General features: G+C 73.6%; 18 protein-coding genes and 1 tRNA gene. 13 read left to right on the top strand and 6 right to left on the bottom strand.

The genetic code is table 11. The features are described from left to right. Nucleotides 1-111: 111 nt before the first annotated feature. Together PV721_RS29305 and PV721_RS29300 are read right to left on the bottom strand one after the other, a co-directional pair. On the bottom strand, nucleotides 112-609 hold the full coding sequence (locus tag PV721_RS29305; protein WP_319729357.1) for a SigE family RNA polymerase sigma factor: 498 nt from the start codon (nucleotides 607-609) through the stop codon (nucleotides 112-114). A 331-nt stretch (nucleotides 610-940) separates the two neighbouring features. Then, nucleotides 941-1,014, bottom strand: a tRNA-Met gene (locus tag PV721_RS29300). Nucleotides 1,015-1,302: 288 nt separating this feature from the next. Here PV721_RS29300 and PV721_RS29295 point away from each other — a divergent pair. Both PV721_RS29295 and PV721_RS29290 read left to right on the top strand, forming a co-directional pair. Continuing rightward, nucleotides 1,303-1,506 carry a cold-shock protein gene (locus PV721_RS29295; RefSeq protein WP_030384970.1) on the top strand — a complete coding sequence of 68 codons (204 nt, stop codon included), beginning with the start codon at nucleotides 1,303-1,305 and terminating at the stop codon, nucleotides 1,504-1,506. Between the two features lie 133 nt (nucleotides 1,507-1,639). Beyond that, nucleotides 1,640-2,209, top strand: a complete 570-nt coding sequence (locus PV721_RS29290; protein ID WP_319729351.1) for a serine hydrolase domain-containing protein — start codon at nucleotides 1,640-1,642, stop codon at nucleotides 2,207-2,209. A gap of 54 nt (nucleotides 2,210-2,263) precedes the next feature. On the opposite strand, the gene PV721_RS29285 is transcribed toward PV721_RS29290, so the two are convergent. Continuing rightward, nucleotides 2,264-3,538, bottom strand: a complete 1,275-nt coding sequence (locus tag PV721_RS29285) for an MFS transporter (protein ID WP_319729350.1) — start codon at nucleotides 3,536-3,538, stop codon at nucleotides 2,264-2,266. A 50-nt stretch (nucleotides 3,539-3,588) separates the two neighbouring features. On the opposite strand from PV721_RS29285, the gene PV721_RS29280 reads away from it, so the two are divergent. Both PV721_RS29280 and PV721_RS29275 read left to right on the top strand, forming a co-directional pair. Continuing rightward, nucleotides 3,589-3,981 (top strand): MerR family transcriptional regulator, encoded by a 393-nt coding sequence (locus PV721_RS29280; protein ID WP_319729349.1) that lies wholly within the window; start codon nucleotides 3,589-3,591, stop codon nucleotides 3,979-3,981. Nucleotides 3,982-4,023: 42 nt separating this feature from the next. Beyond that, the gene (locus PV721_RS29275) at nucleotides 4,024-4,812 is read left to right on the top strand and encodes a 2-phosphosulfolactate phosphatase (protein ID WP_319729347.1); all 789 of its coding nucleotides are present in this window, start codon (nucleotides 4,024-4,026) and stop codon (nucleotides 4,810-4,812) included. A gap of 17 nt (nucleotides 4,813-4,829) precedes the next feature. On the opposite strand, the gene PV721_RS29270 is transcribed toward PV721_RS29275, so the two are convergent. After that, nucleotides 4,830-5,459 carry a response regulator gene (locus PV721_RS29270; RefSeq protein ID WP_416371205.1) on the bottom strand — a complete coding sequence of 210 codons (630 nt, stop codon included), beginning with the start codon at nucleotides 5,457-5,459 and terminating at the stop codon, nucleotides 4,830-4,832. Between the two features lie 184 nt (nucleotides 5,460-5,643). On the opposite strand from PV721_RS29270, the gene PV721_RS29265 reads away from it, so the two are divergent. The 4 genes from PV721_RS29265 to PV721_RS29250 are packed head-to-tail and all read left to right on the top strand — an operon-like array spanning nucleotide 5,644 to nucleotide 9,894. Further along, a complete protein-coding gene (locus PV721_RS29265) occupies nucleotides 5,644-6,630 on the top strand; it encodes an ABC transporter ATP-binding protein (RefSeq protein WP_319729345.1) in 987 nt (328 codons plus the stop codon). 5 nt (nucleotides 6,631-6,635) lie between these two features. After that, the gene (locus tag PV721_RS29260) at nucleotides 6,636-7,463 is read left to right on the top strand and encodes an ABC transporter permease (RefSeq protein ID WP_319729343.1); all 828 of its coding nucleotides are present in this window, start codon (nucleotides 6,636-6,638) and stop codon (nucleotides 7,461-7,463) included. Between the two features lie 57 nt (nucleotides 7,464-7,520). Then, nucleotides 7,521-9,182: a sensor histidine kinase gene (locus PV721_RS29255; RefSeq protein WP_319729341.1), complete on the top strand. Its 1,662-nt coding sequence runs from the start codon at nucleotides 7,521-7,523 to the stop codon at nucleotides 9,180-9,182. Nucleotides 9,183-9,189: 7 nt separating this feature from the next. Then, the gene (locus PV721_RS29250) at nucleotides 9,190-9,894 is read left to right on the top strand and encodes a ribonuclease H (protein WP_319729339.1); all 705 of its coding nucleotides are present in this window, start codon (nucleotides 9,190-9,192) and stop codon (nucleotides 9,892-9,894) included. Here PV721_RS29250 and PV721_RS29245 read toward each other — a convergent pair. Next, the gene (locus tag PV721_RS29245; RefSeq protein ID WP_319729360.1) at nucleotides 9,891-10,589 is read right to left on the bottom strand and encodes a beta-glucanase; all 699 of its coding nucleotides are present in this window, start codon (nucleotides 10,587-10,589) and stop codon (nucleotides 9,891-9,893) included. The two genes, PV721_RS29250 and PV721_RS29245, sit on opposite strands and share 4 nt — an antisense overlap. 179 nt (nucleotides 10,590-10,768) lie before the next feature. On the opposite strand from PV721_RS29245, the gene PV721_RS29240 reads away from it, so the two are divergent. The 4 genes from PV721_RS29240 (at nucleotide 10,769) to PV721_RS29225 (ending at nucleotide 16,457) form a co-directional block, all read left to right on the top strand. Continuing rightward, nucleotides 10,769-11,176, top strand: a complete 408-nt coding sequence (locus PV721_RS29240) for a GNAT family N-acetyltransferase (RefSeq protein ID WP_319729338.1) — start codon at nucleotides 10,769-10,771, stop codon at nucleotides 11,174-11,176. Between the two features lie 317 nt (nucleotides 11,177-11,493). Further along, on the top strand, nucleotides 11,494-12,138 hold the full coding sequence (locus PV721_RS29235; RefSeq protein ID WP_319729335.1) for a hypothetical protein: 645 nt from the start codon (nucleotides 11,494-11,496) through the stop codon (nucleotides 12,136-12,138). Continuing rightward, on the top strand, nucleotides 12,138-14,309 hold the full coding sequence (locus PV721_RS29230) for a bifunctional serine/threonine-protein kinase/ABC transporter substrate-binding protein (protein WP_319729332.1): 2,172 nt from the start codon (nucleotides 12,138-12,140) through the stop codon (nucleotides 14,307-14,309). The genes PV721_RS29235 and PV721_RS29230 overlap by 1 nt, the downstream gene beginning before the upstream one ends. Before the next feature lie 6 nt (nucleotides 14,310-14,315). After that, nucleotides 14,316-16,457, top strand: coding sequence for a bifunctional serine/threonine-protein kinase/ABC transporter substrate-binding protein (locus PV721_RS29225; protein ID WP_319729328.1), 2,142 nt, complete (start codon nucleotides 14,316-14,318; stop codon nucleotides 16,455-16,457). Nucleotides 16,458-16,476: 19 nt separating this feature from the next. Here PV721_RS29225 and PV721_RS29220 read toward each other — a convergent pair whose 3' ends face one another. Continuing rightward, nucleotides 16,477-17,097 carry an L-threonylcarbamoyladenylate synthase gene (locus tag PV721_RS29220; protein WP_319729326.1) on the bottom strand — a complete coding sequence of 207 codons (621 nt, stop codon included), beginning with the start codon at nucleotides 17,095-17,097 and terminating at the stop codon, nucleotides 16,477-16,479. Between the two features lie 221 nt (nucleotides 17,098-17,318). Here PV721_RS29220 and PV721_RS29215 point away from each other — a divergent pair. Continuing rightward, the coding region (locus PV721_RS29215; protein ID WP_319729324.1) for a PAS domain-containing protein at nucleotides 17,319-18,758 on the top strand (1,440 nt) is incomplete at its 3' end.

Genomic DNA, 18,758 nt, shown 5'->3' with positions numbered 1-18,758 from the left:
CGCCGGATCCGTTCGCCGCGGTGCTCGATGACGGTGACGGGCGGGAGCGCGGTGCGGCTCTCCGCGGCGGAGGCGGCTTCCCGGAACAGGGACCGCAGCGGGTCGTGGGAGTCAGGCATCGGGGGCCTCCTCGGTGCGGGGGTCCTGCAGACGGAGGGAGAGCGCGGCCCGGCCCCGGGACAGGTGGGTCTTGACCGTGCTCGCGGACAACGAGGTCTCGGCGGCGATCTGCTCGACGGTCAGATCGCAGACGTAGTGCAGCGCCATCGTCCGGCGCTGCTTCGGGGGCAGCTGCCGCAGCGCCTCCACCAGGGCGACCGCCTCCGGTCCCGGCCCTTCCACATGCGTGGCGGGGGCCGTGCGCTGCCAGGCGTCGGCGGTCCGCCGGCGCCCACGCCAGCGGCTGACCGCCAGCCGCCAGGCGACCGTGCGGATCCACGCCTCCGGCCTGCCCTCCCGGTCCAGCTGACGCCGGCGACCCCAGCCCCGGACGAAGGCCTCCTGCACCACGTCCTGGGCCTCGTGATGGTCACCGAGCATCACGTACAGCTGTCCTGTGAGCCGTCCCGCCGCTTGCGCGTAGAACTCCTCGAATTCCTCGACGGTCAAAAAATCGCTCCTGAATCCATGTGCACCTCTCACGGGGCATACGCCCGCCGCACCGCATCCGGTTGACACCGGACGACAGATCGCCGTGTGAGGGCCGTCACACGACGGGGCCCGGCCCCCGGACGGCGCGCTGCCCTGCCGGTGGCGATCGGTGAGGGGCGGGGCGGCAGGGCCCGCAGGGCGGTCGTCGCGGCCGGCTCGTCCATCCCCGGCATCCGTCCGGAGGCCGAGCGGCACGGCGTCGGGCGGGCGTCCCGGACATGAGGTGCGGGCTGCCGCCCGAAATGGCACAAGGGCCCGGATCCATCAGGATCCGGGCCCTTGTGGGCAGTAGCGGGGACAGGATTTGAACCTGCGACCTCTGGGTTATGAGCCCAGCGAGCTACCGAGCTGCTCCACCCCGCGTCGGTAGACCTCACCCTACGGCATTCCGGGGGCACCACTCGCCACATTTCGGGACGGCCGTGTCCTTACGGTCCGCGCACCGGCTGGATCCCGTCGTCAAGGCGAGATCATTCCCCCTGGTGACAGTGCGTGCAGGCGTGTACCTTCACGGGTAGCTGTCGTGGTTCCAAGTGCCTTGCCCGTGCCTCTCGGTGTGGGCAGTTTTGCTGTGTTGTGCCGTAGGACCAGGGCGATCACCTCCGTCTTCCACGCCGTGTGGAAGACGTACGTCAACGGGAAGGCATGAACATGGCTACGGGAACTGTGAAGTGGTTCAACTCTGAGAAGGGCTTCGGCTTCATCGCCCAGGACGGTGGCGGCCCGGACGTCTTCGCCCACTACTCGGCGATCAACGCCTCGGGCTACCGCGAGCTCCAGGAGGGCCAGGCCGTGACGTTCGACATCACGCAGGGCCAGAAGGGCCCGCAGGCGGAGAACATCACCCCCGCCTAGTCCCCAAGGGCTGCCGGAGAACCGTTTCGTCGCTGACGTCATCACCATGTGATCACTGACGTGCCGAAACGTCCGACATGCGACACCAGGGCCGTGCGGCGACTGCCGCACGGCCCTGATGCATGATGCACAGGTGAATCGCAGGGTGAGCGCGGACGTCCGGGCGCGGGTCACCGCGACCCTGGTGCACGTGCTCGCCGAGCGCGGACCGATCGCGTACGACACTCCCATCGCCCACTACCGGCCCGAGTTCGGGGCGTACGGCAAGGAGCGGGCCACCGTACGCCATGCCCTGACCCACACCATCGGGGTACCGCAGCGCCCCTCCGCCATCACCCCGGAGGAGCTGTGCGACTGGGACACCATGTGCGCGGTCGTCGCGGCACAGGAACCGCTGTGGGAGCCGGGCACCGCGAGCGGCTACCACGGCTGGACCTTCGGCTGGATCCTGGCCGAGACCGTACGCCGGATCATCGGCCTGACCCCGGCCGAGGCCCTGCACACCTATGTGACCGAACCGCTGGGCGTGGCCGACGAGCTCTTCTTCGGCCTGCCCGAGAGCGCACTCGCCCGTACGGCGCCGCTGGTGGAGGGCAACTGGGCGGCCTGGCTGGAGAGCCTTCCGCCCACCGCGCCGTTCCGCCGGTACGTGGCCCCCGACGGGGCCGTGTGGGCCGTCGCCGAGCTCGCCAACCGCGACTGACGGGCCCGACGCGTCGGCCCGGGTGGACCGGCCCGCGGCCCAACGGCCCACCGCTCACACGAGCCGCGACGCCGCCCGCTGCCGGCTCCGGACCCGCATCACGGCCCCGGTCAGGGCGAGTACGACGGTCGCGATCCCCGACGCCGCCAGCACCTGACGCGGCCCCATGAGCGCGACGAGGGGCCCGCCGAGCGCGGTGCCCACCGGCCCGGCGGTGAGGAGCGCGGCGCTGCGGGCCGCGAGGACGCTGGTCAGCCAGGCGGCCGGCGTCCGGTCCTGGAACAGGGTGTAGGACAGCGCCGTGAACGGTCCGTAGACCAACCCGCCGAGCGTGAAGCAGGCGAGCGTGACGGCCGCGGGCGCGCCGAGGCCGAAGGGCACCAGAGCCAGCCCCCAGCCGGCGACGATGGTCAGGGTGACCGGCCACAGCGGGAACCTGCACAGGGCGCCCGCCGCCAGGCCGCCGACCACGGCGCCCGCTCCGAACAGTGCCCAGTACAAGCCGAGAAGGCCCGTCCCCGCGTGCAGGTCGTCGGTGACGTGCAGGGGCAGCGCGACCTCCGCCGGTCCGTACAGGAAGTTGAAGAACCAGGTCAGGGCGAGGACACCGAGGAGTTCGGGCTGCTTGCGCAACAAGTGCAGGCCTGCGGCCGACCGGTCCGCGTCGACGGGCGCGGCCCCCGTCTCGCCGCCCTGCCCCGGCTCGCCGGACGCGCCCCGCACCCGTCCCACCTGGACGGCGAGCACCGCGAACGACAACGCGTCCAGACCGATCAGCCAGGCCGGGCTGATCACCGCCGCCAGGAATCCGGCGAGCGCGGGGCCCATGACGATCGAGGCCGAGGTACTGGAACTCACCAGCGCGTTGGCGGCCAGCCGCTGCTCCGGCGGCAGCAGCCCCGCGAGCAGCGCGTACTTCCCCGCGTTCCCCCAGGCGTGCAGGACCGACGAGCCCGCGAGCAGGGCCACGTACAGCACGGGATGCAGCACGTCCAGGGCCCAGGCCAGCGGCACGCAGCCCAGGAGCACCGCGCGGATCCGGCTGTCGGCCGCCAGCAGCCGTGCGGCGGGAAGGCGGCGCAGCCACCGCCCGAAGAGCAGCGCACCGGCCGCCCCGGGAAGGGCGTACGCGGCGAGGGCGGCTCCCAGCAGCATCCCGGACCGGCCGGGAGGCGCGATCTCGATGGCCAGCCACGCCACCGCGACCACGCTCATCCCGTCACCGAGATCGGAGGCCGCCAGAGCGGGCAGGAGCCGCCGGAACCCGGCATGGGCGAACAGCGGCCGGTAGGCCTGCGGCAGCAGGCGAGTTGTCCGTGGGGAAGTCACCAGGTCAGACTCCTGGTTCAAGCGCGCTTGAAGTCAAGGGGGAATGACAGGTGCGAAAGCTCGGAATAGGGGAGCTCGCAGGGCAGGTCGGGATGCGGCCGTCGGCCCTGCGCTACTACGAGAGCGTCGGTCTGCTGCCGTCCGCAGAGCGGGCCGCGGGCCGGCGCGTCTATCCGGCCGGCACCGTCCGGCGCATCGCGCTGATCAAGATGGCCCAGCGGGCGGGGTTCACCCTGGCCGAGATCCGCGCCCTGCTGGACACCGACACCGACCGCGGAGCGACCCGGCAGTGGCGTGCGCTCGCCGAGCGCAAGCTCCCCGAACTGGACCTGTTCATCCGGCAGACGCAGCTCCTGCGCGACGCGGTCGCCGACTGCCTCGCCTGCGGATGCATGAACTTCGACAAGTGCCACCTGCTCACGGCCGCCGGGCCCGGCTCCTGAGCCGGTGAGCGCGAGCCCCGCCGGTGCGGGAGTCCCGACGCCATGGCAGGCTCGTCACCCATGGACGACTGGTTCGCGCAGCACGGCAGTGGGGCGCGCTTCGACTGGGGCCCCGTCGGTGCGCAGCGGCTGGCGAGGGACGCCGCGTGTCTGGTGGTGGTCGACGTGCTGTCGTTCACGACCTCGGTGACGGTGGCGGTGGAGCGCGGGACGCGCGTCTTCCCCTACGCCTGGCGTGACGGGTCCGCAGCGGCGTTCGCCGAGGAGAGGGGCGCGCGGGTGGCCGTCGGCCGGCGCGCGGCCACCCCGCAATCGCCGTGGTCCCTGTCACCGGCGGCGCTGAGGAGCGCCCCCGCCGTCCCGCGGCTGGTCCTGCCCTCGCCCAACGGCTCCTCGATCGCGGCCGCGGCCGGCGGGTCGACGGTGGTCGCGGCATGCCTGCGCAATGCGACGGCGGTGGCCCACTGGCTGGCCCGGCACGGCTACGGAACCCCCGACCGCCCGGTCGCCGTCATCGCCTCGGGCGAACGCTGGCCCGACGGCAGCCTGCGCCCCGCGCTGGAGGACCTCCTCGGTGCCGGAGCGGTCCTCGCTGCGCTGCGGAAGCCGGGCCGAGGCCCGTTGTCGCCCGAGGCCGCGGCCGCAGCCGACTGCTTCGCAGCGACGCCCGATGCCGTCACCGCGGTCACCGACAGCGCGTCCGGCCGTGAACTCACGGCCGGCGGCTTCGCCTGCGACGTGGCCGTCGCGACCGAACCGGACGTCTGCGACGTCGTTCCGGTCCTGGTCGACGGCGCGTTCACGGCAGCGGAACCTTCCAGCAGCGCCTAGGCCGAAAAGAGTACGGACTAGCTGCGCGGCTTCTCGGCCAGGCCCGCCTCGTGGGCGGCGAGCGCCGCCTCCACCCGGTTCCGTACGCCGAGTTTCCCGAGGATCGCGCTGACGTGGGCTTTCACCGTGCCCTCGACCAGACGCAGGCGAGAGGCGATCTCGGCGTTGGACAGCCCGGTGCCGAGCAGCGCCAGGACGTCGTTCTCCCGCTCCGTCAGCCGCTCCACGGCGGCCCGCGGCGGCGTGCCGCCCGCCATCCGCCCGGTGCGCAGCCCCGCGACGACCCGGGCGGCGACCTTCGGCGAGAGGTACGCGCCGCCCGCGGCCACCGCGTGCACGCCCGTCAGCAGCTCCCGCGGGTCGTCCGCCTTGAGCAGGAAGCCGCTCGCCCCCTCGCGCAGGGCCCGTCCGATGAACTCGTCCTCGCCGAAGGTGGTCAGCATGATCACCGCCGTGCCGGGCAGCTCGCGGTGGATCCGGGCGGCCGCCGCGATCCCGTCCAGCCGGGGCATCTGGATGTCGAGCAGGGCCACCGCCGGCCGGAGCCTGCGCACGGCGTCGACGGCCTCGTGCCCGTCGGCCGCCTCGGCGACGACCTCGATCCCCGGATCCCTCGCCAGGATCGCGCGCACGCCGGCCCGGACCATCGCCTCGTCGTCTGCCACCAGCACCTGAACCACCGGCGCAGTCTAACGACCGGCAGCGGCCCGGCCGTTCGACGGGGACCCCCGACGAAAGTAGGGGTGCGGATCGCCGACCTGCGGCCGATGCACGACGGACCGGGCGGTTCCTACGGTCGTGGCAGTACCGCGAACACCGAAGGGACACCCAGTGATCACCCTGCGAGGCCTGACCAAACGCTACGGAGACACCGTCGCCGTGGACGGCCTGACCCTGGACGTCGAGGAGGGACGCGTCACCGGCTTCCTCGGCCCCAACGGATCGGGAAAGTCCACCACGATGCGCATGATCCTCGGCCTGGACCGTCCCACCGCCGGGCGGGCGCTCATCGACGGCAGGCCGTACGCCGCGATGCGCCACCCGGTCCGCGAGGTCGGGGCGCTTCTCGACGCGAAGGCCCTGCACCCGGCCCGCTCCGCGCGCAGCCACCTGCTCGCGCAGGCCCGCAGCAACGGCATCCCCGTCCGCCGCGTCGACGAGGTCCTGGAGACGGTGGGCCTGGCCAAGGTGGCGCGCCGGCGCGCCGGGGCCTTCTCGCTCGGCATGTACCAGCGGCTCGGCATCGCGGGCGCCCTGCTCGGCGACCCGAAGGTGCTCATCCTCGACGAGCCGGTCAACGGCCTCGATCCCGACGGGGTGCGCTGGGTGCGCGAACTCGTCCGCGCCCAGGCCGCCCAGGGCCGTACGGTCTTCCTCTCCAGCCACCTGATGAGCGAGATGCAGCTGACGGCCGACCGGCTCGTCGTCATCGGCAGGGGCCGGCTGCTGGCCGACACCCCCATGGCGGACTTCCTCGCGGCCGGCACCTCGGCCTCGGTGCGCGTGCGCACCGCCGCCCCCGGCGATCTCGACAGCCTGACCGGCCACCTGCACGCGTACGAGGGGGTGTCCGTCGAGTCCCCGGGCGGTGAGCGGAACGAGATCGTCGTCCGGGGCCGGACCGCGGCGGAGATCGGCGACCTCGCCCACCGCCTGGGCATCCGGCTCCACCAACTGCACAGTGTCTCGGCCTCGCTGGAACAGGCCTACATGGAACTGACCGAGCACAGCGTCGAGTACGGAACGGCGGCGCGCCCGCGGACACCCGTGTCCGCCGGCTCCGTCAAGACCGCAACGACAGCAACGACCGAGGTGTGAAACCGATGTCAGCCACGTCACCCACGTCACCCACGTCCACCACGCCGCTCGCGTCACCCACGCCGCCCACCACCCGTACCGGGACGTCCGGCGGCGGCTTCGCCGGCGCGGTCGGTGCCGAGTGGACCAAGCTGTGGTCCGTCCGGGCCCCGTACGCCTGCCTGCTCGCCGGGGTCCTGCTGACGGGGGTCTTCACCTTCTACTACGGTTCCATCGCCCGGATCAACGACAAGCCGGTCCAGCCGCTCGGCAACGCCCCGGTCTCCTCCGTCGTCCTCGGACAGTTCGCCGTCGTCGTGCTGGCGATGGGCACGGTCACCGCCGAGTACGCCACGGGCAGCGTCCGCACCTCGCTCCAGTGGGTGCCGGTGCGGCACCGCATGCAGCTGGCCAAGGCGGTCGTGGCGGCTGCGGTGGCCTTCACCGCCGGAGTCCTGTTCGCCGTCCTCGGCATGGCCGTGGCCTGGGCGCCCTTCCGCGGCCACGCCGTCTTCGAGCCGGCCGAGGCACTCTCCCAGGTCCTGGCGATGGGCCTCTACTGCGCCCTGACCGCCCTGCTCACGGTGGGGCTGTCCTTCGCCCTGCGGACCGCGGCCGGCACGCTGTCGGCCGTCTTCGTGCTGATCTCGGTCCTCCCGAGCATGTGCACCGCACTCGGCGGTTCCTTCCTCCTGACCGTGTACGACTACCTTCCGCAGAGCGCCGGCGGCCACTTCATGCGCGCCGGCGGCGACGCCCCCTACCCGAGCGCGGCCGGAATCCTGATCGTGCTGGCCTGGACGGTCGCCGCGCACCTGGCCGGGCGGGCCGTCCTGCGGCGCCGCGACGGATGACGTGAACTAGCCTCGGCCGGTGACGTGGGGAAACACGAGGGGGAGGGCGGGGCACACGTGAGGACGCCGAGGGCTCTGGCGGCCCGGGGGACGAAACCGGCCGTGTGCGACGCCGCGCTGTGGGCGGCTCTCGCGGGCGCCGGCGTCTTCGCCTACCGGGAGCGCGTGACCGATGCCTCCCCGGTACTCGCCCTGGTCCTGCCCCTGCTGATCCTGGCGGTGGCGGTTCCCGGCAGCCGGAAACGGCCCGCCGCGGCCGTGTTCCTCGCCAACGCTGTGTGCGCGCTGGGCCTGGCAGACCCGGCCGTGACGGCGAGCCCGTACCTGGCGGCTCTGGCCGCGCTGACGTACCTCCTCGGCGTCCGGTCCGCCCGCACGGGGGCGGCGCTCCTGCTGTTCGGGGCCTGCACGGCCGTCGACCTCGCCCTGTGCGCCCTCCTGGGCGTCGGCGCGGTGTACTGGTTCTACGCGGTGTCGATGATCCCCTCGGCCCTCCTCCTGCCCTGGCTGGCGGGCCGCTACCGGCAGGCCAGGCTGGACCTGGTGCGCGGGGGCTGGGAGCGGGCGCGCGGCCTCGAACAGCGGCAGCGCTTCGTCGCCGAGCAGGCCCGGCTGCGGGAACGGACCCGGATCGCCGCCGACATGCACGACTCGCTCGGCCACGAACTGAGCCTCATCGCCCTGCGCGCCGGCGCCCTGGAACTCTCGCCCACGCTGTCCGGCCACGACCGGGCGGACCTGGCCGTGCTGCGCGCGGCCGTCTCGGACGCCGTCGGACACCTGCGGGACACCATCGGCGTCGTACGGGAGGGCTCCGACGGCTCCGGACCGTACGGGGATCCGACGGCCCCGTCCGTGGAGCCGGTGGAGGAACTCGTGGCCCGGGCAAGGGAGTCCGGCGTCACCGTGGACCTGCGGCGGGAGGGGGAGGCCGGGGCCGGCCTCTCGCCCCTGGTGGACCGCACGGCGTACCGCGTGGTGCAGGAGTCGCTCACCAACGCCATCAAGCACGCCCCCGGCGCAGCGGTCCGGATCCGCATCGTCCACCAGGGCGCCCGCACCGAGGTACGGGTGACCAACTCCGCCCCGCCGGCGGGCCCGTCGCCCTTTCCCGTACCCGCGCCCGCCGGCGCGCGGACCTCCGGCCACCGAGGGCTCACCGGCCTGCGCGAACGGGTCCGGCTGATCGGCGGAACGCTGCACGCCGCGCCCCGCCGCGGCGGCTTCGAGGTGCTCGCCACCCTGCCGGACCAGGTGGGCCCCCGGCGGCCGGGAACCGCCGCGGAGTTCCCGGAGGAGACCGGCACCGGTTCGGAATCGGCGCGCCGCCTCGCCGCCGTCCGGCGCAGCACCCGGCGCCGGTTCGCCGTCGCCATCGCGGCCCCGGCCGGACTCGGTCTGGTCCTCCTCGGCTCCGCCGCGTACCTGGCCCACCAGCTGAGCGCCTGCGTGCTGCGCCCCGCGGACTTCGCGGCCCTCCGGCCCGGCCAGGAGCGGACCGAGCTCGCCCGGCTCCTCCCGGACCGCGAGTTCCGGTACGTACCGGACGCCGTGAAGGCGCTGCCCGCACCCCCCGGCACCGTGTGCGCGTACTACCGCTCGAACGGCAGCCTCCTGGACCAGGCCGACGTCTACCGGCTCTGCTACACGGGTTCCCGCCTGACGGCAAAGGACGTGCTCCCGAGCCGACCGCCCGCCGCCTCGGGGGATGAGGCATGATCGGGGGATGTCTGATCGCATCATTGCCGCCTGTGACGGAGCGGCGAAAGGTAATCCCGGGCCGGCCGGCTGGGGCTGGGTCATCGCCGACTCCCGGGGACGCCCCGAACGTTGGGAAGCCGGGCCGCTGGGCCGGGCCACCAACAACATCGGCGAGCTGACCGCCCTCCAGCGGCTGCTCGAGGCGCTCGCCCCCGGGACGTCCGTCGAGGTGCGGATGGACTCCCAGTACGCGATGAAGGCCGTGACGCAGTGGCTGCCGGGCTGGAAGCGCAACGGGTGGAAGACCGCATCCGGCCAGCCGGTCGCCAACCGCGGACTCGTCGAGCGGATCGACCTGCTGCTGGCCGAGCGCGACGTGACGTTCGTCTACGTCCCGGCGCACCGCGAGGACGGCGACCTCCTGAACGCGATCGCCGACCAGGCCGCCAGCGACGCGGCCCGTACGCAGGAAGCCGCCGGCACCGCACTCGGCAACCCGGACCTGCCGGTCCCGGCTCCGGCCGCGCCCGCGCGCCAGAAGGCGGGCACGGCGAGGAAGCGGACGGCCGAGGGAGCCGCGCCGGGCCGCGCGCCGCGGGCCATCAAGGCGAAGTTCCCCGGCAGCTGCCCCTGCGGGAAGCCCTACGCCGTCGGTGACATGATCGCCAAGAACGGCAGTCGCTGGGGCCACGAGAGCTGCGCCGCCTCCGCCCCCGCCGCGGCCTCCTAGGGGCGGTGGACGCGCAGGTACGCGACCTCGTACGACATCTCGGACACGTCCGCGTCGGGGGCCGGGTGGTAGCGCCCGGCGCAGACGGAGAGGTTGACGATGAGGTACGCCCTCCAGTTGCGCCCCACCCCCCGCCGGTCGGCGAACACCCGCGTCCCGTTGACCCACCACACGACCGAGCGCGCCCCGAACTCGACCTTCAGGTCCACCCAGCAGCCGGGGCCGACCGCGGCGTCCCGGTGGTAGCGCGAGCCGCCCTTGACGTGGTTGGAGAGCTCCAGCAGGTCGGGGTTGTCCGGGTGGTACTCGAAGACGTCGACCTCGTTGCCGCCGTCCCGCCAGGTCCAGATCGCCGGCCAGGCGCCGGCCTCGACGGGCAGCCGCACCCGGGACTCCAGCACGTCCCCGGTCCGCACCATGAACCCCTCGTCACTGCCCTCGGTGGTCAGCAGACCCGCGTTCCAGTTGCCGTCGGGGCGGCGGACGGCCCGGAAGGTGCCGGTGCGGCTGTAGGACGGGTCCTCCACCAGATGGTCGAGCTTGTTGTCCCCGGGGTTGGTGGGTCCGCCGTCCGGATAGGCCCAGGAGTGGCCGGCGACCCACTGGGTGGCGGACCCGAAATCCGCGGTGAAGAGCGGGGCCCCGCCGCTCGCCGGGCCGGCGCCACGTGCCGTGGTGCCGGTGAATCGTTCCAGGAACCGTCGGAGCCGAGCGGGAACGTAAGTGAGCACAGCGCTCCTTCCGTGGACGGACGCTCCCGTAGCCTGCCCAACTTGCGCGCCACACATACCGGTCCACCGGTTTGTGTGACACCCGCCATCGCATGTAATAATCACTATCGATCAGTGACTATTACATGCGGGAGTGCGGCGGTATGTGGACCTGTGAACGTGTCGTCGGCGCGGACCTGGACGTCGAGGAGGTCATCGGCCTCTACCGCGCCTCCACCCTCGCCGAGCGCCGTCCCGTCGCCGACGTGGAGCGGTTCGCCCGGATGCTGGCCGGCGCCAACCTCGTCGTGGTCGCCCGCGCAGACGACGGCGGCCTCATCGGCATCGCCCGCTCGATCACCGACGGCGCGTACTCGACCTACCTCAGCGACCTGGCCGTCGACGTTGCCTACCAGGGCAAGGGCGTGGGCCGCGACCTCATCCGCGTCACGCAGGAGGCGGCTCCCGAGGCGAAGGTGGTCCTGCTCTCCGCCCCGGCCGCGGTCGACTACTACCCGCACATCGGCTTCACCCGCCACGAGTCCGCCTGGACCCTCGGCACGGCGCGCTGAGCCGGTCGCCCGGAGTGTTCCCCAACACCGCTTTCGGATAGGCCAGTTGCACGCGTCCACGGCGAGGTACGATCCGTGCCGTGGGGGGACCGGAGACACGCAGACGGCGCTCTGCGCTGCACGCCTACGGGTGCGCGGCAGCGGGCTTGTTCCTACTCGTCGGGTGTACGGCCGACGGCACGGCGAAGGGCGGTGCGGCGACGAGTGACGCGGCACGCCGTAGCCCGGCCGCGTCGCCCGCCACGGGCGGCCCGGCCCCGGGCGGCTCCGGCGCGAGCACACCGGCCGCCCCGCCCGGCAGTTCCGGGTTCCCCCTCGTGCCTCAGCTGGACGAGTCGAAACAGCCGAAGACGGTCGCCGAGGCCCGCGACCTGCTCGGCCGGATCGTCATCACCGAGGCGGCCTTCGGCCCCGAAGTCGTGCGCAGCACCCCGTTCGAGAGCCCTCCGGGCCGCTGGCCCGTCCTCGACGAGGACTGCGTCTGGCAGACCGCGGGCCTGCCGGACGACGTACTCGCCACGAGCACCCGATCCTTCCACATTCCGGCCAAGGACGGCCGCGGCCGCCTGCAGCTCAACGCCACGGTCACCGTCCACCGCAACCGCCAGGAATCCGGCTGGGAGACCGCCCGCGCGATGGAGGAGGTCCTGCGCTGCCCGGACCAGAAGCTGCGGGAGGGCGAGGAGCTCAAGAACCTGTGGGGCGGCTCCCTCTACCTCGGTGAGCAGATGAACGGCTGGACCGAGGACGCCTTCAGCGAGGACGGCAAGTACGTCAGCACGGAGCACGGCGGGCCCCACCCGTACCGCTGGCACCAGGCCCAGTTCGGACCGGTCACCATGGCCGTCTCCGGCAAGAGCGCGGCGGGCTACACCGACGAGGCCATGATCGCGCTCGTCGTCCAGGGCACCAGCCGACTGATGCTGCAGGCCAAGCAGGAGCTCGGAAAGGCGGAGGGCTGATGGAGCGGCTCCATCCCTCGGACCCCTCCCGGATCGCCGGGTACCGCCTCCTGGGCCGGCTCGGCGCCGGCGGCATGGGCGTGGTCTACCTCGGCCGCACCGACGACGGGGCGCTCGCCGCGGTCAAGGTGATCCGTGCGGAGTACGCCGACGAGGCGGACTTCCGGGCCCGCTTCCGCCGCGAGGCCGAGATCGCCGCGGAGGTCGACAGCCCGTGGGCCGTACGGATCACCGGCGCCGACCCGGACGCGCCCGAACCGTGGCTGGCCACCGCCTTCGTCGCCGGCCCCTCCCTGGCCGAGGCCGTCACGGCCCACGGCCCGCTTCCGCTGCGCGCCGTACGCATCCTCGGCAAGGCCTTGGCCAAGGCCCTCGGGGGGATGCACGCACAGGGCCTCGTACACCGGGACGTCAAACCCGGCAACGTGCTGCTCGGCATGGACCGGCCGCGGCTCATCGACTTCGGCATCGCGCGCGGCGGCGAACACACCGCCCTGACCTCCGCCGACGCCGTCCTCGGCACGCCCGGTTTCCTCCCGCCCGAGCAGGCCGAGGGCCGCCCCGCCGAACCGGCCGGCGACGTTTTCTCGCTCGGCTGCCTGCTCGCCTACGCCGCCACCGGCCGCCTGCCCTTCGGTACCGGAAGCGTGGACGCGGTGCTTTACCGAACGGTCCACGACGAGCCCGAGTTCGGTCCGGAGTTCCTCGCCGACCCCGAACTCGCCGCGCTCCTGCGGACCTGCCTCGCCAAGCACCCCGACGTCCGCCCCACCGCGGACGAGGTGGACGCGGCGCTGACCGAGGACACCCCGGGGGAGGGCACCGACTGGCTGCCCGACCCCGTCGTCGCCACCATCGCCGAGCGTGCCGCCGCGCTGCTCGCCCTGCCCGGCATCGACGAGACCGTGGCCGACCCGGATGCCGCCCCCGCGCCCGGACCGGCCGCACCTTCCCGCCGGCGTTTCCTCGCCCTCGCCTCCGGCGGCGCCGTGCTCGCGGCCGGCGGCGGCCTGGCCGCCTGGCTGGCGCTGCGCGAGCAGGACGAGCCCAGGACCCCGGCCACGAACGCCCCGCGAAACTGGGTGATCGGCCTGCACGCCGATCTCTCCGGGCCGCAGAAGGCCGCCGGACAGGCTCAGGAACGCGGGGTGCGGCTGGCCGTCGACGCGTTCAACTCCCGCAAGGACAAGCCGTTCACGCTCACCGTCGCCACCGCCGACGACGCCGGAAGGGCCGACCGCTCGGCGGCCGCCGCCACCGGACTCATCGCCAACCGCGACCTGTTCGCGGTGATCGGCCCCACCGGCAACGACTCCGTGATCCCGTGCCTCGAGCTCTACGGCGAGAGCTCCGTACCCCTGGTGACCGTGTCCGCCCTGGCGACCACCTTCAGCGTCACCGACCGGCGCAGCTTCTTCCAGAGCTGCCCGATCTCCTCGGCCCAGGCCGCCGCGGTCAACCTTCAACTGGCCGGGAAACAAGGCGTCCGGAAGATGGGCATCCTCAGCGACCGCGACGGCGACTCGGACACCTGGCAGGCGGCCCTGCTGGTGGGCCGCACCATCGCCTACTTCGCGCCCGAGGCCACCTTCTACGTGCGCGTCGTCCCGCGCGGCACCCAGGACCTGGCCCCGGTGGTCACCGACATGCTCGCCCACGGCGTCGACGGCTTCTTCTACACGGGCACCGCGGCCGGCGGGGCCAGGGCGGCCGCACTGCTCGCGGCCGCCGGCTTCAAGGGGCCCCGCGCCGCCGACTACACCATCGCCGGCCCGGAGTTCCTCGCGACCGCGGGGCAGGCAGCCGAGGGCTGGCAGTTCTGCACGCCCTACACCGGCCCCGAAGCCCCCGAGGTCGCGGAGGTGGCCCGCGCGCACCAGGCGGCGTACCGATCGGCCCCCGCGATCTGGACCGCGGAGGCCTTCGACGCGACCCGCCTGGTCATCGACCGGCTCGTCACCACCGCGGCGGGCGGCAGCCGTCCGAACCGCGCCGACCTGCTGACCGCGCTCACCCAGGGCACCTTCCGCGGTCTGACCAAGGAGTACACCTTCGACGACCGCCGGCAGGTCAAGGGCAACATCTACTTCCTGCACAAGGTCGAGGGCGGCCGCATCCGCTACGCGGGCCCGGCCATCGAACCCGCGCCCACCGCGTCCCCGGCGGGATAGCCGGGGATGCGCCCCCTCACCCCGGCCGATCCGGCCGCGATCGGCGGCAACCGGCTGCTGGGACGCCTCGGTTCGGGCGGGATGGGCACGGTGTACCTCGCCCGCTCCGCCACGGGCACCCTGGTGGCGGTCAAGGTCATCCGCGCCGACCACGCCTCCAACCCGGACTTCCGCCTCCGCTTCCGTCGCGAGGTGGAGGCCGCCGGGCAGCTGACCGGGCGCTGGGTGGTCCCGGTGGTCGCCGCCGACGCGGAGGCGCGCGAGCCCTGGCTCGCCACCCCGTTCGTCCCCGGCCCCGCCCTGTCCGAGGCGGTGGGAGGGTACGGTCCGCTGCCCGTCCGGGCCGTACGGACCCTGGGCGCGCGACTCGCCGAGGCGCTCGCGCAGGTGCACGCCGCCGGACTGGTCCACCGCGACGTCAAACCGGGCAACATCCTCCTCGCCCCGGACGGGCCCCGGCTGATCGACTTCGGCATCGCGCGAGCCGAAGGCGCGGCCACGCTGACCGCCGTGGACGCCGTCATCGGCACCCCCGGATACCTGGCGCCGGAGCAGGCCCGGACGGACGGCGCCGCGGCGGGCGCCCCGAGCGATGTCTTCTCCCTCGGCTGCGTGCTGGCGTACGCGGCAACCGGTCACGGGCCGTTCGGCGGCGGGCACGCCGCTGCCGTGGTCTACCGTACGGTGCACGACGAGCCCGAACTCACCGGTCTTCCAGCGGAGTTGCTCGAACCGGTGCTGGCCTGCCTGGCGAAGGACCCGGCCGCCCGGCCGACCCCGGCCGAGCTGGGCGCCGTACTCGGAGACGACCCGTCCGGCGCGGACGCCGAGGACTGGCTGCCGCCCCCGCTGTCCCGCCTCATAGCCGAACGCTCCACCAGGGCCCTGGACCTGCCCGCCCCGGAGCCGACCCGCATCGACGCGCCGCAGACGGCGGTACGGGGCCTCACGCGCAGGCGGCTGCTCGCGGCCGGCGCGGGCCTGGCCGCCGTCGGCGCACCCACCGCCTGGTTCGCCACCCGGGGGAGGAGGCGCGGCACGGCGCCGCGGTCGGCCCGCGACCTCCCCACCCTCACCCTGGCTCTGCAGGCCGATCTGACCGGGCCCGGCCGGGCCGTCGGCCAGGCGCACGAGCGCGGCATGAGACTGGCCGTGGACGGGCACAACGCCCGGGCGGACGCCGCGTTCCGGCTGGCCCTGCGCGTCGCCGACGACGGCGGGGACGCCGCGCGCGCCGCACAGGTGGTCAAGGAACTGGTCGCCGACCCTGCAGTGGCCGCGCTGGTCGGCCCCACCTGGGACGCGGCCGTGCCCGAGCTGGCCACCGCCTGCACCGCGGCCGATCTCGCCCTGCTGCTGGTGGCCGTCGACAGTCCGGAGACCGCCCAGTCGCAGTGGCGGACGCTGTGCGCGACCCGCCCGGCCGGCGACCGGTTCGCCCTCCCGGTGATCGACTACCTCAGCCGGATACGGCCCGTCCGGAACACGGGCATGGTGGAAGACGTAGAAGGGGGCGAGCCCACCTGGCCGCTCGTGCGCACCCTGCAGCACAGTCCGCCCTCGAACGGCACGCTCAGCATCCACCGGATCCCGGTCGGCAGCTCCGACTTGGCGGGCGCCGTACGCGCCCTGACCGAGGCCCGGGCCGATGCCGTCGTCTACGCCGGCACCTCACCGCAGCGCGCGGCCCGCCTGGCCCGTGCCCTGACCGATGCCGGATTCCAGGGCCCGCGCGTAGGCCTCCAGCACGTCATGGAACCGGCCTTCCTCGCGGACGCCGGGCCGGCGGCCGAGGGCTGGGTGTTCAGCGCCCTCTTCACCGACCCGCTGGCCGTCCCCGCCGCCGCCGGGTTCGTCGGGGCCCACCGCACCGCGCACGGGGAGCCTCCCGGCCGCTGGGCCACCGAGGCGTACGACGCCGTGGGCCTGCTGGCCGCGGCCCTGACCGGACTGGACGAGGAGGGGCGGGGCCGCGCGGGCCTGACCCGGCGGATCTTCCGGACGACCCACCAGGGCCTGGCCAAGCCGCTCGCCTTCGACACGGGCACCCACGTCCTGACCGGAAATCGCCTCGCCCACCTCTACCGGGTCGAATCCGGCGCCTACCGGTACCTGGGCCTCTACGCGGACGTGCGCCCCTCCCCGTGACCGCCCGGCCCCGGCGCGGCTACTCGAACCGGGCCGGGTCGCCGGCGCCCCGCCGTACGATCTCGGCCTCCCCGCTGGAGAAGTCGATGACCGTGGTCGGCTCGGTGCCGCAGTCGCCCGAGTCCAGCACGGCGTCCACCTCGTGGTCGAGCCGCTCCTTGATCTCCCAGCCCTGCGTCATCGGCTCTTCCTCGTCGGGCAGCAGCAGGGTGCTGGAGAGCAGCGGCTCACCGAGCTCGTCGAGCAGGGCCTGCGTGACGACGTGGTCGGGAATCCGGACACCGACCGTCTTCTTCTTCGGGTGCAGCAGCTGGCGCGGCACCTCCGACGTCGCGGGGAGGATGAAGGTGTAACTGCCGGGCGTAGCCGCCTTGATCGCGCGGAACACGTCGTTGTCGATCTGGACGAACCGGCCCATCTGCGCGAAGTTCTGGCACACCAGGGTGAAGTGGTGACGGTCGTCGAGGTTGCGGATCGACCGGATCCGGCTGATGCCGTCACGGTTGCCGAGCTGGCAGCCCAGCGCGAAGCAGGAGTCTGTCGGGTACGCGACGAGCGCGCCGGAGCGGATGATGTCGGCCACGTTGCCGATCGTGCGACGCTGAGGATTCTCGGGGTGCACGTCGAAGTATTTCGCCATCCGCCGAGCCTACGTGGTCCCGGCGCCGGCGCCCTGGCCGCGGTGAATCGCAGATGCGCGCGCTGAGTGAACCGATCCGGGCCGATGACCACGATTCGGCCGCCGGGCGCTCCGGACGCTGACGGGAGGGTTCCGGGGCACGATGAGAGGTAGCCGTGCGCCCCGGGCCGTCGCCGGGCGGCCGGGCGCCGGGCCGAGGGTGCCGGAAGGGAGCGTCCCCGATGGGTTCGATCGACGGGTTGGGCGCCGGTGGGACCGGGCGGGCCGAGGTCGGGGTCGCCCCGCCCAGCGGGCTGCTCGACGTCCTGAACGTCGCGGCGGTCGTCCTCGACTCCGAAGGACGGGTCGCCCTGTGGAGCCCCCAGGCCGAGCAGCTGTTCGGCTGGTCGGCCGAGGAGGCGCTCGGCCGGCCCGCCGCCCAGCTGCTGGCCTCCAAGGAGCACGTCGGGCTGGTCACCGAGCTCTTCGCACGGGTCATGGGCGGTGCGGGGGACTGGGCGGGCGCCTTCCCGGTGCACCACAAGGACGGCGGCACGCGCCTGGTGGAATTCCGCAACATGCGGCTGCTCGACGAGCACGGAGACCTGTACGCCCTCGGCATCGCGACGGACCGGACACGGCTGCGGCAGCTGGAGCGGGACCTCGCCCTCTCCGCGCGCCTGGTGGCCCAGTCCCCGATCGGGCTCGCGGTCCTGGACACGGAGCTGCGTTACGTCCTGGTCAACCCGACCCTGGAGCGGATCAACGGACTGCCCGCCGCCCAGCACATCGGCCGGGGCGTCCGCGAGGCCCTGTCCTTCCTCGACGACGCGGAGGCCGCCGAGTCGGCCATGCGCCAGGTCCTGGCGACCGGAACCCCGCTGCTCGAACAGTTCACGGCCGGCCGGTCCCACGGCGGGCAGCGCACCGAGCACGCCTGGTCGGTGTCGTACTACCGGCTGGAGGACGCCACCGGACGGGTCCTCGGCCTGGCCACCTCCGTGGTGGACGTCACCCAGAGTCACCAGGCGGCGCTGGAGATCGCCCGCAGCCGCCGGCGCCTCGCCCTGATCGCGGACGCCACCGTCCGCATCGGCACCACCCTCGACCTCGACCAGACCGCCCGCGAGCTCGCCGACGTCGTCGTGCCCGAGCTCGCCGACATCGCCGCCGTCGACATCCTCGACTCCGTCCTCGAAGGCCGGCCGACCCTGCGTTCGTCCGCCCACGAGTCCGCCGTGTTCCGTGCCCTGGCCGTCGCGTCCGCGTTCCCCAGCGAGGCCGTCCGCGCCGCGGACCCGCCGGGCGACATCGCCGCGTACGCCGCGGACCGGCTGGTCACCCAGTCCGTGACGACCGGGCACCCAGTGCTGGTGGCCCACGTGCACGCCCAGGACATCTCGCGCATCGCCCGCGACAGCAACGCCGCCACCCTCCTGAGCCGGGCCGGCCTGCGCTCCTACCTGGCCGTGCCGCTCATCGCCCGCGGAGAGGTCCTCGGCGCCCTCGACCTCAAACGCACCCGCAACCCGCTGCCCTTCAACGACGACGACATCGTCCTGGCCGGCGAACTGGCGGCCCGCGCCGCCGTGTGCATCGACAACGCCCGCTGGTACCGCAACGCACACCACACCGCGCTCGCCCTCCAGCACCACCTCCTCCCGCACCACCCACCACCCACC

This window comes from Streptomyces sp. MB09-01 (assembly GCF_033794505.1).
Lineage (GTDB): Bacteria > Actinomycetota > Actinomycetes > Streptomycetales > Streptomycetaceae > Streptomyces.
The sequence above is the reverse complement of the archived record's forward strand: the minus strand, read 5'-3'. Positions and strand labels throughout refer to the sequence as shown.